This is a genomic window from Halomonas sp. DP1Y21-3, from assembly GCF_019801245.1.
Classification (GTDB): Bacteria; Pseudomonadota; Gammaproteobacteria; order Pseudomonadales; family Halomonadaceae; genus Halomonas; species Halomonas litopenaei.
Map to the genome: position 1 here is coordinate 142,196 of NZ_JAHVJM010000001.1, position 16,664 is coordinate 158,859.

At 61.9% G+C, this 16,664-nt stretch carries 12 protein-coding genes and 1 pseudogene; 9 read left to right on the forward strand and 4 right to left on the reverse strand.

The features are described from left to right. Nucleotides 1–80: 80 nt before the first annotated feature. From KUV74_RS00480 to KUV74_RS00505, 6 genes are all read left to right on the forward strand, one after another. Nucleotides 81–1,001: a LysR substrate-binding domain-containing protein gene (locus KUV74_RS00480; protein ID WP_222515374.1), complete on the forward strand. Its 921-nt coding sequence runs from the start codon at nt 81–83 to the stop codon at nt 999–1,001. Between the two features lie 291 nt (nt 1,002–1,292). Next, the gene (locus KUV74_RS00485) at nt 1,293–1,727 is read left to right on the forward strand and encodes a hypothetical protein (protein WP_045990950.1); all 435 of its coding nucleotides are present in this window, start codon (nt 1,293–1,295) and stop codon (nt 1,725–1,727) included. A gap of 435 nt (nt 1,728–2,162) precedes the next feature. Further along, on the forward strand, nt 2,163–2,357 hold the full coding sequence (locus KUV74_RS00490; protein ID WP_222515375.1) for a hypothetical protein: 195 nt from the start codon (nt 2,163–2,165) through the stop codon (nt 2,355–2,357). Between the two features lie 243 nt (nt 2,358–2,600). After that, nucleotides 2,601–3,743: a TauD/TfdA family dioxygenase gene (locus KUV74_RS00495; protein ID WP_222515376.1), complete on the forward strand. Its 1,143-nt coding sequence runs from the start codon at nt 2,601–2,603 to the stop codon at nt 3,741–3,743. Beyond that, nucleotides 3,744–4,331: an HD domain-containing protein gene (locus tag KUV74_RS00500; RefSeq protein ID WP_213228390.1), complete on the forward strand. Its 588-nt coding sequence runs from the start codon at nt 3,744–3,746 to the stop codon at nt 4,329–4,331. A gap of 171 nt (nt 4,332–4,502) precedes the next feature. Continuing rightward, on the forward strand, nt 4,503–6,140 hold the full coding sequence (locus KUV74_RS00505; RefSeq protein ID WP_181248556.1) for a BCCT family transporter: 1,638 nt from the start codon (nt 4,503–4,505) through the stop codon (nt 6,138–6,140). A 179-nt stretch (nt 6,141–6,319) separates the two neighbouring features. On the opposite strand, the gene KUV74_RS00510 is transcribed toward KUV74_RS00505, so the two are convergent. The 4 genes from KUV74_RS00510 to KUV74_RS00525 all read right to left on the reverse strand — a co-directional run bounded on the left by KUV74_RS00510 (nt 6,320) and on the right by KUV74_RS00525 (nt 11,971). Then, nucleotides 6,320–7,237 (reverse strand): LysR substrate-binding domain-containing protein, encoded by a 918-nt coding sequence (locus tag KUV74_RS00510; protein WP_222515377.1) that lies wholly within the window; start codon nt 7,235–7,237, stop codon nt 6,320–6,322. Between the two features lie 481 nt (nt 7,238–7,718). Then, nucleotides 7,719–9,206: an aldehyde dehydrogenase family protein gene (locus tag KUV74_RS00515; protein WP_222515378.1), complete on the reverse strand. Its 1,488-nt coding sequence runs from the start codon at nt 9,204–9,206 to the stop codon at nt 7,719–7,721. Then, a complete protein-coding gene (locus KUV74_RS00520) occupies nt 9,203–10,312 on the reverse strand; it encodes a mandelate racemase/muconate lactonizing enzyme family protein (protein WP_213228398.1) in 1,110 nt (369 codons plus the stop codon). The genes KUV74_RS00515 and KUV74_RS00520 overlap by 4 nt, the downstream gene beginning before the upstream one ends. Then, the gene (locus KUV74_RS00525) at nt 10,313–11,971 is read right to left on the reverse strand and encodes a GMC family oxidoreductase (RefSeq protein WP_185696357.1); all 1,659 of its coding nucleotides are present in this window, start codon (nt 11,969–11,971) and stop codon (nt 10,313–10,315) included. A gap of 328 nt (nt 11,972–12,299) precedes the next feature. On the opposite strand from KUV74_RS00525, the gene KUV74_RS00530 reads away from it, so the two are divergent. The 3 genes and pseudogenes from KUV74_RS00530 to KUV74_RS00540 all read left to right on the forward strand — a co-directional run bounded on the left by KUV74_RS00530 (nt 12,300) and on the right by KUV74_RS00540 (nt 16,496). Beyond that, a complete protein-coding gene (locus KUV74_RS00530) occupies nt 12,300–13,937 on the forward strand; it encodes a BCCT family transporter (protein ID WP_222515379.1) in 1,638 nt (545 codons plus the stop codon). Between the two features lie 104 nt (nt 13,938–14,041). Then, complete coding sequence (locus KUV74_RS00535) at nt 14,042–14,686, forward strand: GntR family transcriptional regulator (RefSeq protein WP_213228402.1); 645 nt, start codon at nt 14,042–14,044, stop codon at nt 14,684–14,686. Nucleotides 14,687–14,906: 220 nt separating this feature from the next. Beyond that, nucleotides 14,907–16,496, forward strand: a pseudogene (locus KUV74_RS00540) (ABC-F family ATPase). Nucleotides 16,497–16,664: the final 168 nt, after the last annotated feature.

Genomic DNA, 16,664 nt, shown 5'->3' on the forward strand with positions numbered 1-16,664 from the left:
TATCTGCAGACGGTATCGACCTCAACGGTAGTCCCTCGACTGCGGTAGAATGGCGTTTTTTACGCTGGAGTCAGCGTTCGATGAAGGCCCGTCATCTCCCCTCGACCACCACGCTTCAGTGTTTCGAAGCCGCCGCCCGGCACCTGAGTTTCACCCGGGCGGCGGATGAGCTGAGCATCACCCAGAGCGCCATCAGCAAGCAGGTGGCCCAGCTCGAGGACTACCTTCAGCACAAGCTCTTCCGTCGACTCAGGCGCACCCTGGTGCTGACGCCGGAGGGCTCGCTGTACCTGACCGAGGTGCGCAAGATCCTGGCCCACCTCGAGATGTCGGCCAACGCCATCATGACCTACAGCGGCCACGGTGACGTGCTCAAGGTGGCCACGCTTCCCACCTTCGGCACGCGCTGGCTGTCGTTGCAGCTACCGGCCTTCTTCGAGGCTCACCCCGGTATCACCCTGCACCTGTCCGACCGCGTGGAGACCTTCGATCTGGAAAACGAAGGCATCGACGTAGCGATCTTCCACGGCCACGGCAGCTGGCCCAACCTCGAATGTCACAAGCTGTTCGAGGAAGAGGTAATGGCAGTCGGCGCACCCGGCTACCTGGCGCGCCAGCGCATCGACAGCCCCGCCGATCTGGCCAACTGCCGGCTGCTGCACCTGTCGACCCGCCCCGACGCCTGGCACCGCTGGTTCGACGAACAGGGTATTCGCACCGATCGCAGCTACCACGGCATCCGCTTCGAGACCTTTCAGACGCTGATTCGCACGGTCATGGCCGGCGGCGGCCTTGCCCTGATTCCACGCTTCATGATCGACCATGAACTAGAAGCCGGCGCCCTGGTCCCCGCCTGGCCCACCCTGTTGCGCGGTCCCGACGCCTACTACCTGGTCTATCCCGAGCACCTGGGAGAGCTCGCAAAGGTGCGCCAGTTCGTCGACCACCTCAAAGGCTGCGCCGCGCCACAGGCCCCGTCCGAGCAGGCCCGGTCAAAGTAGTCCCCGCCCGGCTAGGCCCGGTCAAAGTAGTCCCCGCGCGAGTAATCCCCGTCCGAGCTAGCTCCGCCCGAGTAAGCCCCATCCGAGTAAGCCCCGCCCGAGTAGCTCCCAGGGGGGCAGCCGGCTGAGCCCCTCCGTTTTCGGTGGCTCGGCAAATGGCCTGGCCCCTTCGCTGCTCCTGCACGAAAAGTTTTCTTCTGGTTGTAAGGTCCCGCTTTCAGATGCGACACAGCCCCCCACGGCGCTCGCCCATCGAGCGCCATCCCCTAGAAGACGACCAAGGAAGCTCAGATGCACACTGAAGGAAACGAGATGGCGGGCCTCAAGGGCGGGCTGCTGGCGATGCGTATCGGCATCTTTCTGGTACTGCTGGTCTGGACCCTGAGCAAGTTCATCAATCCAAGCCAGGGCAGCGGGATCATGGACAAGTACTTCGGCATCGCCGGCGTCGGCACCGCCGTCGTGGTGGCGCTAGGTGTGCTCGAACTGGTGCTGATCCTGGCCTTCGTCAGCGGCAGCTTCAAGCGCATAAGCTATGGTGGCGTGCTGCTGGTACACGGCGTCTCGACACTGGTGACTATCCCGGCGATGGTGACCGATCCCTTCGGCCATATGCTGTTCTTCGCCGCCCTGCCGATGCTGGCCGCCTGCTACACCCTCTATCGACTGCGCGACCACGACACCCTGCTGACCCTGGAACGCCCGGCGCCCCTCGCCACCGCCTGAGGCGACGTCGCCAGAACAGACGCGCCCCCGATGAGCAACCACTTGCTCACCGGGGGGCATCTAGGCCATCAGCATACCCAAGCCCCCTTTTCGCTAGCGACGTCAGCAGGGCTACACCAGCCCGACGAGAGAAAGACCGCCCATCCTCCCCCCTCATTGACAGCCGGTCACCTGCGGGATAGGTTGTAACCAGCGCCGATTTGAATCTCAGCTTGCGGGCGCTTTAAAAAATGCAGCTAAAGCGACGCCAGAGGCCCGCTTTAGCTATTGCTGAGCGGGTTTTTTGTTGCCCGAACACTTTTTATTACCGAACAACGTAACGCCGCCGATTTAAGCACCAACTTGCGGGCGGAATACAAGTGCAGCTAAAGCGGCGTGCGACTCCTAACCCCTGGGTCGGCGCTTGCCGACTCACAAGGGGACCAGGATACAGACATGACCACTTCCACCCGCCCTGCTCGCAGCCTCACCACCTCTTCCAAGCCGTCCGCCCAACTCAAGACACTGTGTCTGACACAGGACGATCTGGTGCGCGCGGAATTTCGCAACGACGTGATTCTTGCGGGTCTCGACAGCCGCTTACGCCCCCCCCTCGCGCCACCATTCACGCCAAGGCTCGACACCGGATAACACTCGCGACAACTGGCGGCCGTAGAGAGCTGTCGCCTGGAGCCAAATCCAGGTTAGCTTGACGGCCATGAACCCCTCTGCGCGTATTACAGCGTCTACCTCAGGCGTCCGGTACTGCCGGGCGCTTTGCCATCACGGGTATAAAGAAAATGCATGGTGGAGGATAAGCCAGCGCCTCTACTCCTTCGCCGGGAGATGGCTCAGCATGCGCGCCGAACGCTTGCCAGACACCGGAGACCCGCGATGCGAAAGCCAACCTCCCGCCCTGAGTTCGTCATCCAAGAACAGCCCCCGGCCATCGTTGTCATCGACGGCCAGCAGTCCCGCGAAATCAGCCCGCTGTGGCTGCGCGAACGCACCCAGGCGCCGGATCAACTGGAGCCGATGACCCAGCAACGGCTGTTCGACTCCCATGCCATCGACGCGAATCTGGCGCTGACCCAGGCGACCCAGGTCGATGAGCAGCATGTGGCGCTGGCCTTCAGCGACGGCCATCGCGAGACCTACGATCTGCGCGTCCTGGCCGAGGAACTCGGTGAAAGCGAGCTGTTTCCGGCCGCCGAACCCTGGGACGCCTCGCTCGATCAGAACAAGGTGCGCTTTGACTGGACCCAGGTGCTTGACGACCCCGACGTCTTTCGCGAGTCACTGGATGCCTATCTACGCTACGGCTATCTGGTGCTTTACAAGGTACCCACCGACCCGGAACGCATCCTTCAGGTCGGCAGCCACTATGGCTACGTCAAGGAAACCAACTTCGGTCGCTATTTCGAGGTCTATTCACGCCCCAGCGGCAATGACCTGGCCTATCGCAGCGTGGCGCTTGGTCCCCACACCGACAACCCCTACCGCAACCCGGTGCCGGGTATCCAGCTGCTGCACTGTCTGGTCAACGAGACCAGCGGCGGCCTGTCCACCCTGGTCGACAGCCTCAAGGTTCTCGAGCGGCTACGCCAGGAGACCCCCGAGGGCTACGAGCTACTGAAACATACCCCGGTACGCTTTCGCTTCGTCGACGCCGGCACCCAGCTGGTGACCCAGCGCACCATGATCCAGACCGATGACGACGGTCGCCCCACCGGCGTTCACTACAGCCCGCGCCTGGATGGCCTGCCGCTGCTCTCCGACGCTGAGACACGGCTGTTCCACCGCGCCCGCCAGCGCCTTGGCGAGCTGTTTGCCGACCCGACCTACGAGGTACGCTTCGCGCTCGGCGCCGGCGAACTGATGCTGTTCGACAACAGTCGCGTACTGCACGGCCGCACCAGCTATGACAGCAACGAAGGACAGCGCCACCTGCAGGGTTGCTACCTGGATACCGACGGCCCGCGGGAGCGTTTCGCCAGTCTCTTGAAGCAACATGCGTCCATCGAGGAGGTCGCCTGAATGGAAAAGGTCACGTTTCGCCAGATGAAGGACGGGACTCGGGAGGAATACGTCTTTCTCGAGCAACTCGAAGATAACTTCAACCAGGGGTTGGTCGACCGCCTGCTGGACGCGCTGCGCCGACTCGAGAACAGCCTGAGCGGCTACCAGGTGACGCGCCTGGAACACTCGCTGCAGTCGGCGGCACGGGCCGAAGCCGACGGTGCCGACGAGGACATGATCGTGGCCGCGCTGCTGCACGATCTCGGTGACGACCTGGCACCCTACAACCACTCCCAGCTGGCCGCCGCCATCATCCGGCCCTATGTGCGCGCCGAAGTGACCTGGGTGATCCATCACCACGGGCTGTTTCAAAAAGTGTACTATGCGCACCACTTCGGAGAGGATCCGCACGAACGCGATCGCTACCGGGACCATCCCTGGTACCAGAGTTGCGTGGACTTCTGTGAACGCTACGATCAGGCGGCGTTCGATCCGGACTATCCGACGCCACCACTGGAACACTTCGAGCCCATGCTGCGGCGCATCTTCGCTCGCCAGCCCTTCGATCCGGAGGTGATCGGCGAGGAGCATCCGCTGGAGCCATGAGCCACAGGTCTGACGCGGCGGCTCGCCCCGAGCCGCCGCGCCGACAAGGCCGCTCACGGTAGCGGCAGCGGGATCGCCGGCCCGAAGGTCCGGCTCAAGAGGACATAGACTATCGCTACTCCAGAATCATCTTCCCCGGGGTCTCCCCCCGACGACAATCCCCACGCGGTAATGGGCACCGACTACAAGGTGACCGAACTCGAACAACGCGGCCCCTTCCAGGGCATGCACCGCGGCATGACGATCACGTCAGGGGCACTGATCCTGCTCTTCGTACTGTTCACCGGTCTCAGTTCCGACACCGCCGCCGTGGTCTTCGGCACCGCACGCGCCTGGATCGAGGGCACCTTCAGCGGCTACTACCTGGTGACCGTGGTCGCCCTGCTGGTGGTCTGCGCCTTTATCGTCTGCAGTCGCTACGGCAGCATCCGCCTGGGCACCGACGACAGCCGACCGGAGTTCAGCAACTTCGCCTGGTTCTCGATGCTGTTCTCCGCCGGCATCGGTATCGGCATCCTGTTCTTCGGTGTCGCCGAGCCGATCTTCTATCTCGATAACACCGACTCCTTCGGCTACCCCAACAACCCCCACGCCGACATGGCCGGGGCCACCGCCATCGGGCATGAGCGCGCCATCGACGCGCTGCGGGTGACGGTCTTCCATTGGGGGCTGCACGGCTGGGCGATCTACGTCATCGTCGGCATGTCGCTGGCCTACTTCGCCTACCGCAAGGGCCTGCCGCTGGCGTTAAGATCGGCGCTTTACCCCTTTATCGGCGATCGCATCTTCGGGCCCGCCGGGCATCTGTTCGACATCTTCGGCGTGCTGGGCTGCGTGTTTGGTGTGGCCACCTCGCTGGGACTCGGCGTCAGCCAGATGGGCGTGGGACTGGAAAAGCTGTTCGGCATCGACGATGGCCTGCCGACCCAACTGGTGCTGATCGCGGTGATCTCGACGCTGTCGATCATCTCGGTGGTCAGCGGCGTGCAGAAGGGCATCCGCATCATCTCGGTGCTCAACATCTGGGTATCCGCGGTGGTGATCGGCATCTTCCTGTTCGGCGGGCCGACCCTGTGGCTGATCCAGACCTTCGGCGAAACACTGGCGGACTACGCCACCGAGGTCATTCCCATGGGCCTGTGGTACGCCGAGCAATCCGGTACCAGCGAATGGCAGCAGGCCTGGACCATCTTCTACTGGGGCTGGTGGCTCGCCTGGGCTCCCTTCGTCGGGCTGTTCATCGCTCGCATCTCCAAGGGCCGCACCCTGCGCGAATTCGTCCTCGGTGTGCTGCTGGTACCGACGCTGCTGGCCTTTGTCTGGCTGGTCATCTTCGGCGGCAACGCCATCCACCAGGAGCTGAACGCCGCCGGTGGCGCTGGCACTGCCGGCATCATGGAGATGGTGCGCGCCTGGGATCTGCCGTCTGCGCTGTTCGCCACCGCGGACGGGATCGTCGGCTCTGGCGTCTTCGGCTGGGTGCTGTCGGCCATGATGGTGTTCCTGCTGATGAGCTGGTTCATCACCTCATCCGACTCCGGCACCCTGGTGCTGACCACCATCCTGTCGCTGGGCGATGATGATCCGCCCAAGCTGTTCCGCGTCTTCTGGGGTGTGGTGATCGGCCTGGTGGCCGCCGTGCTGCTGGTGGTCGGTGGGCTTTCCGCCTTGCAGACCGCCCTGATCGCTGCCGCCCTGCCGGTCAGCGTGGTCATCCTGGTCATGACCCTCGGCGTGCTGCTCTCGCTGTTCCGCGAACCCGGCGATCCCTATCGCCAAGGGTTCCGACTGCGCCCGCGCCGGCGCTGACAGGTCGCCCCGTGCCCACATCGGGCACGGGGTCTTGGGCCCCGCCTCTCTCTATCCTCGTCACCTCTCTTCCTCTCTTCCTCTCTGCACCTTTGCCATCACCATGGCGAACGCATCCACGCCCAACGCACGCCCTGCGTTACCTCAGTGCGTCTTATCTGCCCCGATCTGGCGCCCCCTCAGCGCAACCGCCCCGGGTCTCCCGAGGTGGCTCCCTCACCACGATGCACCGCGTCCAGCAGCCAGTCCCTGACCGGATCCGTGACCGCGCTGCGCTGGTGTTTGACGCTCAGCCAGTAGCCATAGTCTTCCCGCGTGACCTGCGGTCCCAAGGCAGTGAGCTGGCCGGTGACCAGATACTCCTCGACCAGGTTCGACCAGCCCAGCGCCACGCCCTGATGCGCCAGCGCCGCGTTCAGCAACAGCGCGTAGTTGTGGTAGGCGAAGATATCCTCCGCCGGGGGTGGAGTTAGCCCCGCATGGCGGCACCACTGGGCCCAGTCCAGCCAGCGCGGATTCCTGATGTCCTGGTGCAACAGCGAGAGCCGTGACAGGTCCTGTGCCGACAGGGGGCCGGATAGCCCATGTGCCTGCGCGTAGTCTGGGCTGCACACCGGGAAGACCGCCTCCCGGGCCACCAGCCGCCCTTCTTCCTGGGGCAAATAAGGCCCGAAACGAATCGCGATGTCGGCGGCCAGCAGCTGCGGATCGTCCGAGCGGTCGATCGGCATCAGGTGAAAGCTGAAGTCGGGAAAGGCCCGCTTGAGCGCCGGTAGCCGGGGCAACAGCCACAGGTGGGTAAAACCCGCGTCGGCTGCGATGACGACCGTTGGCGCTGGCCCCTGGCCGTGGCGCACGAAGCGATCACAGGTGTCTCTGAGGGTGGTGAGACTCGGCGCCATCTCGCGGTAGAAGCGCTCGCCCTCGACGGTCAAGCTCAGCCGGCCACCGTGCCGGTCGAACAGTACCAACCCCAGGTATTCCTCCAGCCCCCGGATTCGCTGGGAGATGGTCGGCTGGGTGGTTCGCTCGGCCTCCGCAGCGGCGGTCATGGAGCCGAGCCGGGCCGTGGTCTCGAAGGCGATCAGCGACTTCATGGAAGCGGGGTTGGGGTTCATAGGCAGAAGATGTGATGGGCCGGGTAGTTTGCAGGGACGCCCCTGGGGTGACAGGCAGCGGCAGACAACGGCAGATAGCACCAGCCATCCAGTCCGAGGCAGGCTGATGGCGAGCGCGCCGCGAAGGGTGCGGTGATCTGAAGGGGATATGGTGAGGGAATCGGCAGGCAGATGCCAGGCAAGAGGGGCGCTCGGCCAAGTACCACCTGGCCGAGCGTTTTGCATGGGGAAGACGGGTGAACAGCGCTCGATACCGCACCACCACACGGGTGGCGCGGTATCATTCAGCCGTCCAGGGACGCTAGGCGCTGTCCGAAAAGTCGACGAGCGAAGGTTAGACAAGGCAAAAATCGGTGAGAAAGCGCAGTTTACGGGGTGTAAATGAGCATTTTGACCGGGCTGGCGCACCAGCCGATTTTTAACGCCGTATTACCGAGCGCAGGCACTTTTCAGACAAGCCCTAGAGCTTGACCGTCACGTTCTTGTTCCTCAGGTAATTGTCGAGTGCCAAAAGGCCCTTTTCTCGGCCAAACCCTGAGTGCTTGGTGCCACCGACCGGTGCGTATATTCCGCCGGCAAAGTACTGGTTGATGGTGACCTGACCTGCATCGATCTCGGCGGCAAGTCTAAGCGCCCTGGCGACATCGCGGCTGTAGACACAGGCGGCAAGGCCATAGTCGGTGCCATTGGCAATCGAGAGGGCTTCCTCATCGCTGGCGACCACCTGCACCGCCAGGACCGGACCAAAGATCTCTTCCTGCACCAGTCGGTCATCACGCTCTAGTCGATCAATCACGGTGGGCTCAAAGAAGAGCCCCTTGCCGCTCTCAGGGTCACGGGTAACATTTCCGCCACAGCGGATGGTCAAGCCGCGCGCCTTGGCGTCGTCGACGAAGGAGGCAATCTTGGCCAGGTGGCCGGCGGAGTTGATGGCGCCGATGTCTCGTCCCTTGAGGCCATGTCCCAATGTCAGCTCCGCTACTCGCGGCAGAAAGGCCTGCATGAAGGCTTCGTGCTGGGACTCGTGGATCACCAGGCGTGAACCGGCGGTGCATACCTGGCCGGCGTTGTAGTAGATCGCCCAGACCATGTCCTCGGCGACCTTGTCGATATCGGCGTCGGCCAGCACCACGGCAGGGGACTTGCCGCCCAGCTCCAGCAGCACGCTGGAAACATTGTCGGCAGCCGACTTCATTACCTGCTTCCCGGTCGCAACCGAACCGGTAAAGGTCACGTGCTGAACCAGACGATGGGACGTCAGGGCATCGCCAATATCGTGACCATAGCCGGTCACGACATTGACCACACCGTCGGGCAGGCCGGCTTCGCTGAACAAGGCCGCCATGACCAGCGTGGACAGCGACGTCAGCTCGGACGGTTTGACGACCGCGGTACAGCCGGCCGCCAGTGCCGGGGCGATCCCGCGTACGGCGGTCAACAGCGGAAAGTTCCACGGAGCGACGTGGGCGGTCACCCCCACCGGCTCGCGACGATTGATCGAGACAAACCCGTCGCCCAGGGGGGTGGTGCTTCCCTCGATCTTGTCGGCTAGCCCTGCATAGTAGGCTAGCTGTGACGCTGCCCCCTGAATATCGGCTTCGGCCTCGGCGTAGGGTTTGCCCGAATCCAGACACTCGATGACCGAGAGCAGTTCGCTATTGCGGCGCACCGTGTCGGCAAGACGAAAGAGGTGCTCGGCCCGGTCGGCAGGCGCAAGGCGGCGCCAGTGTTCGAAGGCACGCTGGCTGCCGGTTACTGCAGCCTCGACGTCTTCCGGGGTGCCCCTGGCGATGTGCGCAATCGTGCTCTCGCTGCCGGGATCGGTAACCTCGATAGTCTCGCCCGAGGTAGACGTATGCCACCGCCCGTCAATGAAGTGCTGCGGCGTAAGGTGCGGCGTCGGATCGATCACGCCGGCTTTCTCGCAAAGAGTCTTGAGTGCTGTCATGTCAATTCGCTCGCTCGGTAGTGGGCGGATTCCAGCCAGTCCTGGCGCACGCGGATGCCCCAGCCTGGCTCGTCGGGGATGGCAACCTTGCCATCCTTGGCCACCGGGAAGTTGTCATAGATGCCGTACTGCCAGGGATAGTAGTCGTCTTCCTCGATGGAAAACTCGAGATAAGGGCCAGCATTGTCGATGGCCCCTTGAAGGTGCAGGGTGAAGATGGTCACCAGGCTGAGATTCGCGGTGTGAGGGGTCACGACACGCCCAGCCTTGCGGGCCATTTCCACCACCTGAAGGGTGCGTGTGATGCCGCCCATGTAGCAGATGTCTGGCTGCAGCACGTCGACCACGCGGTCATCGATCATCTTCTGCCAGGCCGGCAGATAGTGATCCTGCTCGCCCCCTGTGACGTCCAGCGACAGCGCGGCCGTGACCTGGCGGGTCCACTCCATTTCCCAATAGGGGCAGGGTTCTTCGAAATGCTGGATGCCATTGTCCTGCAGAAGACGCCCTACCTCGATGGCGCGCTCTGGGCGAAAGCAGCTGTTGGCGTCGGCCAGCAGGTCGACGTCAGGCCCCATGGCTCGACGAATGGTCGGGATGATCGCCTCCGTGCGCCCCGGCCATTCATCCTGGTTACGACCGCACTCGGCGCCCACACGAAACTTGAAAGCGTCATAGCCGTGGCGATCACGCAAGCGTAGAAAGCGTTCAGCTTCCTGCTCGGGGGTAATGTCGCGCTTCATGCTGGAGGCATAGACCCTGAGCGGTCGAACCGTACCACCGAGTAGCTCGCAGACCGTCTTGTCATGAGCCTTGCCGAGCCAGTCCCACAGCGCCGTCTCGACACCGCACAGCGCGCGATAGAGATAGGAGCCCAGAAACTTGTGCTGGCGTTCCAGCACCAGGGCCACGCTGTCAGCGATATCATCAATCCCGTTGATGTCGCGCCCCTCGAACAAGGGAACCACCTGACGATGCATGATCTCGACACTGATGTCGGCGTTGTAGGTGGACACCTGGCCCACGCCCTGGCTGCCGTCGGCCATGGTGACGCGGACGATACCAACGTCCTCGCTGTAGAAAGATTCGACCTTCTTGATTTTCATCTAAGTGTTCCAGGACTGGCGAATGATGTCGGCGGCCACCTCGGCCACCATCAGGGTGGGGGCCTGGGTATTGCCGGAGGTAATGTTGGGAAAGATGGACGCGTCGACGACCCTCAGGCCCTCGGCTCCGTGAACCTTGAGTGACGGGTCGACGACTGAATTCTCGAGCCGGGTCCCCATGGCGCAGCTTCCGCAGAGGTGGTAGATCGACCCGCACGACGCCCTGAAGTCGTCGAGAATGGCCTCGTCACTGTGCATATCGGCGTAACCGCGGTGATCGACCAGGATGTCCTTGAGCGGCCCCGCGCTGGCCAGACTGCGAACCTGACGAAAGGCCGCGAGCAGTTCTGCCTTGTCACGAGCATCGGACAGGTAACGATTGTGAATCGCCGGCGCATCGTCGGGGTCAGCGCTCTTCAGCGTCACGGAGCCGCGACTGTAGGGTCGGCAGACATTGTAGAAAAGCGACACCTCGGCGTGCCGATGCAACACCAGGCGCCCCCCGGCCTCTTCCGGCAGGGCGTAGGAGATGGGATTGAAGAACACCTGCGCCTTGGCGTGACCATCGCCACTCTCTTGCACCGGGTGCTCCCCGTGACCCGACAGCCCCGTCCCCTCGAGGGGGACAAAGGCGCCAGCGTGCTTGACGCCAAAGGCCAAGGGGCCCTGGCGGCGACTCACGTAGTCCCAGCCAGCCCGCAACTTGCCCGCCAGCCGGCCAAGCGTCACGTTGAGTGTCGGCTCGCGACTCTCGAAGAACAGACTGCCGCACAAATGATCCTGCAGATTCTGCCCAACCCTGGGGTTGTCGATGACACTGTCGATGCCCAGTTGCGCCAACGCCTTGGCGTCACCAACGCCAGAAAGCTGCAACAACTTCGGGGAATCCACCGCTCCGGCACACAGGATTACCTCCTGACGGGCCTTGATCGTGCGTCGTTCGCCACCGCACGCGACCTCGACACCGACGGCACGTCGCCCCTCGAATACCAGTCGCCTCGCCTGAGTCTGCGTCATCAGCGACAGATTCGAGCGCTTCAGCGCCGGGGTCAGGTATTCCCGAGCGCTCGATGAACGCAGACCGGCCCGAACATTCATGTCGTAGAAGCCATAGCCATCCAGGCGCTCGCCGTTGAAGTCATGATTATTCGGCAGTCCAGACGCGTCACAGGCAGCGAAGAAGGCATGGCAAAGCTCGGGGGCACTATCCCGGGTGGAAAGGACCCCAATGCTGCCATCACGACCGTGATACCGTGTGTCCTCGCTATGGTGTCGCTCCAGGCGCCGAAAATAGGGCAGGACAGCGTCATAGGACCAACGTGGAGAGCTGACCGCAGCCCAGTCATCGAAGTCCCGCCGATCACCACGCACGTAGATCATGGCGTTGATCGCACCGGAGCCACCAACCCCCTTCCCCCGGGGCTGGTAGACCCGCTGCTGCCCAAGCTCGGGCTCAGGTTCGGAGCGATAGCAGTAGTTGTAGCGGGGACTGTTGAAGTGATGGACGAACCCTGCCGGCACCGAGATTGTCGGCGTCTTGCCGCGTGCTCCTGCCTCGATCACCAGCACCTGTCGATCGCAATCCTGTGACAGCCTTTCCGCCAGTACACAGCCGGCGGAGCCTGCTCCAATGATGATGATGTCGACCTCTGAAACCATGCGGGCTGCTCCAGCCAGGAAAGGTGATGACTGGCCATAATCTAACATTCTAGATTTGGTGTTGTGAAGACATGGAATAGCCATAGTCATCACAAAATCATAGACTTTTGTCGTAGCGAAAAAGCTTTAACCAAAACAAACAAAACATTTATATATTTGTTTTTTATGCGAATTTTATGGATCGATCAGTCACATCCCTCACTCTAACACGACATCACCCTCGCACAGCAGTTGAAAGACAACCCCTAAACTAGCATTTTAGATAGCCACAACACGCCTGCCCCCTGCTTCGACAGGGTTTTTGTTTTCACCTGCAAAGGCTTCGCCCATGCGCTATCAGAAAATAAGAAAGGAAATCGCCGGCATCGATCCAGCGGTGTTCATGCCTGCACTCCTCCTCACCCTGCTACTGGCTCTGGTCTTTTCCCTCTGGCCCGAGCAGAGCGGGAACCTCCTCCATCAGATTCACGCCTTCACCACCAACGAACTTGGCTGGTTCTTCCTGCTGGCCACCATCGGCGCGATCAGCTTCTGCCTGTATCTGGCGATGTCGCGTTACGGCAAGGTGGTTCTGGGAGACCGCGACACTCGTCCAGAATTCTCGACCCTCACCTGGCTGGGCATGATCTTCACCTCGGGCACCGGCGGTAGCCTGCTGTACCTCAGCGCCGCCGAATGGATCTGGATCATGCAGTCGCCTCCCTTCGGCGCCGAGCCCGGTAGTGCAGAGGCGGCACGCTGGGCCAGCGCGTTCGGCATGTTTCACTGGGGCCCCTCGGCATGGGCCTGGTATATCGCCTGCGCGGTACCGATCGGCTATGCCATGTATGTCCGCAAGCAACGCAACCTGAAACTCAGTGAACTGACTCGCCCGGTGCTAGGGCGCTGGGCCGATGGCCTGGTCGGTCACGCCATCAACTTTCTGTATATGTTCGGCATCATCGGCGGCGTCATGACGTCGATCGCCCTTGGCACGCCGCTTATTTCGAGTACCTTCGCCTACGCATTTGGCATGCAGGCAGGCAACCCGGTACTCGACGTCTTCGTGATATTTCTGTGGACCGCCATTCCCATGATGGCGCTGATCCTCGGCCTGCAGAAAGGCGTCGCTCGTCTGTCCAATTTCAACGTCCGCCTGGATATTGCCTTGCTGATGGGCGTCCTGGCGTGTGGCCCGCTGTCTTTCACGCTCAACCAATCGGTAGACGGGCTGGGCCTGATGCTCCAGAACTTCGTCTACATGAGCTTCGCCACAGACGTTATTCGCAATACCGGCTTTCCCCAAGCCTGGACGATCTTCTACTTCTCCTGGTGGGTCGTCTACGCCCTGCCTTACGGACTTTTCATCGCCAAGATATCGCGTGGCAGGACCATTCGGGGAATCGTCTTCGCCGGCCTGGTGGCCGGGTCGCTGGGCTGCATGGTGTTCTACATGGTCTTTCCGGCATTCGGCATCCACCTCCAGACCAGCGGCCAACTGGACCTCATCGCGGTGATGAACGAGGCGGGTCGCGGCGAGGTGGTGAAGGCCATGCTCGAGCAACTGCCTGCCGCAGGACTGTTCATCGTGGTGTTCGGCCTGGTAGCCCTGCTGTCCTATGTCAGCGGTCAATGTGCGGTCGGCTATTCACTAGCCTCGGCGACGCAAAAGACCCTGCTTCCCGAGCAGGAGGCGTCACGCTATAACGCGTCTTTCTGGCTGGTGCTGGTCGGGCTGGTCTCCACAGCGCTCTACTTCCTCAATCCAGAAAGCTTGACGCCACTACAGACGATATCGATCCTGACGGGGTTCCCGCTGTGCTTCGTCATCGCCATCGTTGGACGTAGCTTCATGCTGATGCTGAATCGGGATCTGTTCAACGAAACGGCGGTGCGAGATATCGATGGCAAGAAGTATCTAACGCCGACCACCACTGGCATCGATGCACCAGTCAATACCGGCGCAGTATCGCCAGAACTGGACTAAGTCCACGATCGACAGTAAAACACACGGGCTTGGTGTCATTGGCACCTCGCCCGTTGTCACGGCGGAACGGATACGGTCTGAAGAGCAAGAACAGGAGAAGAAGGATGGCCGACGGTGCCGAGTCGATGTCGCAGCAGGCATATACCATCATCAAGGATCGCGTCCTGAAAGGCACCTATGCCCTGGACCAGAAGATCTCGATCAAGGAATTGACCGAGGGCCTCGGGATTGGACGCAGCCCGGTAGGCGAGGCGTTGAAACGCCTGCAGCATGAAGGGCTGATCACCATTTCACCCAAGAGCGGCAACAGGATCTGGAACCCCACGCTGACCGAGCTTGAACAGCTCATGGCGTACCGAAAGATGATGGAGATTGGCGCCCTGCACATGTCTCGAGATGTGTTATCCCTCTCAGACAGTCTGTTGACCCTGTGCCATCAGATGGATGAAGCCATCTCGAAAGAAGACTGGCTGAGCTATGAAGCATTCGATTACCAATACCACATGACCTTGATCGAATCTTCCGGCAATCAATATCTCATCGACTCCTATCGCCTGGTGGCAGACAAGATCCGTCTCGCTCGCAACAACATGACCCGCACCTTCGATCTATCCAACGCTGGGCACTACGATATCGCCAACGCACTGAAGCGCAACACCTTCCTGGCCGAGCGGGAGCTGGACAAGCACTTGACGGTATCACGGGACCGCTTCACCCGTTTACACACGCCCACCAACACACGAGGCTAAACCGAGACTGCCAACCCCTCCCCTCTCACGACGTACCGCCAAGATTCACTCCACGTTTGGCCTTCCCTGCCCCGCCGGCCGGCAGCTGCCGGTGCCGCCCGGTTCTCGAGTAGCTAGCCACCGGGTCAGACGCGTACAATGCGCCCTCCACTTTGGTCGAAGCCCCTTGCCGTGCCGGCCCAAGTCTCTCATTCATGTTCATCCCGCGAGATACTCCGCCGTGCTCTCTACCGCCAACATCACCATGCAGTTTGGCCCCAAGCCGCTGTTTGAAAACGTTTCTGTCAAATTCGGCCAGGGCCACCGCTACGGTCTGATCGGGGCCAACGGCTGTGGCAAGTCGACCCTGATGAAGATCCTCGGGGGCGACCTCGAGCCGACCAGCGGCCAGGTGATGAAGGACGCCACCACTCGCCTGGGCAAGTTGCGCCAGGACCAGTTCGCCTTCGAGGACGAACGTGTCATCGACACCGTCATCATGGGCAACGAAGAACTCTGGAGCGTGACCGCTGAGCGCGAGCGCATCTACTCCCAGGCCGAGATGAGCGAAGAAGACGGCATGGCGGTGGCAGACCTCGAAGTCCGCTACGCCGAGCTCGACGGCTACACCGCCGAGGCTCGTGCCGGTGAGCTGCTGCTGGGTCTGGGGATTCCGCTTGAGCAGCACGACCAGCCGATGAGTGTGGTGGCACCGGGCTGAAAACTGCGCGTACTGCTGGCCCAGGCGCTGTTCAGCGACCCCGATGTGCTGCTGCTCGATGAGCCGACCAACCACCTGGACATCAACACGATTCGCTGGCTCGAGGACATTCTTCGGGCGCGCTCGTCGACCATGATCATCATCTCCCACGATCGCCACTTCCTGAACAGTGTGTGCACGCACATGGCGGATCTGGACTACGGCGAGCTGCAGCTGTTCCCCGGCAACTATGACGAGTACATGACCGCCGCCACCCAGGCGCGCGAACGTCTGCAATCCGAAAACGCCAAGAAAAAGGCAGAAATTGCCGAACTCAAGCAGTTCGTCAGCCGCTTCTCGGCCAATGCCTCCAAGGCCAAGCAGGCGACCTCACGCCAGCGCAGGATCGACAAGATCCAGCTCGACGAGATCAAGCCGTCATCACGGATCAGTCCGTTCATTCGCTTCGAGCAGAACAAGAAGATCCACCGCCAGGCGCTGGAAGTGGAAGCGCTTTCCAAGGCCTGGGACGACAATGTCCTGTTCGAGCGCTTTGGGCTGCGTATTGAAGCCGGAGAGCGGGTCGCCATCATCGGCCCCAACGGCATCGGCAAGACCACCCTGCTCAACTGCCTGGTCGGCGCGATGGAGCCCGATGCCGGTGAGGTCAAATGGACCGACGCCGCCGAAGTGGGCTATTTCGCCCAGGACCACGCGGCGGACTTCGAGGGGGGCGAAACCCTGTTCGAATGGATGCAGCAGTGGACCACCGCCGGTGAGCAGATCGTGCGCGGCGCCCTCGGGCGGATGCTGTTCTCCAATGATGATATCGGCAAGTCGGTGAAGGTGATTTCAGGCGGCGAACAGGGACGCATGCTGTTCGGCAAGCTCTCGCTGCAGAACCCCAACGTGCTGGTGATGGACGAGCCCACCAACCACCTCGACATGGAGTCCATCGAGGCGCTCAACCTGGCGCTCGAACACTATCCCGGCACCCTGATCTTCGTCAGCCATGACCGCGAGTTCGTCGGCTCACTGGCCTCCCGCGTCATCGAGATGAAGGACGATGGCATCGTCGACTTCAGCGGCAGCTACGACGACTACCTGCGTAGCCAGGGCGTGCTCGGATAAGTTACCACTCACACACACAGGGCAGCGCGTGCTGCCCTGTGTCGATAGTAAGTGGAGACTCGGCTGAGAAGCCGCAAGCAGTTTGAAAACCTCGATACGACTATCACATCGAAAAAGCCCCCCCCCCTGCCGGCGCGCACCGGCAGGGAGGCCTGGCCCTTTGTCAGC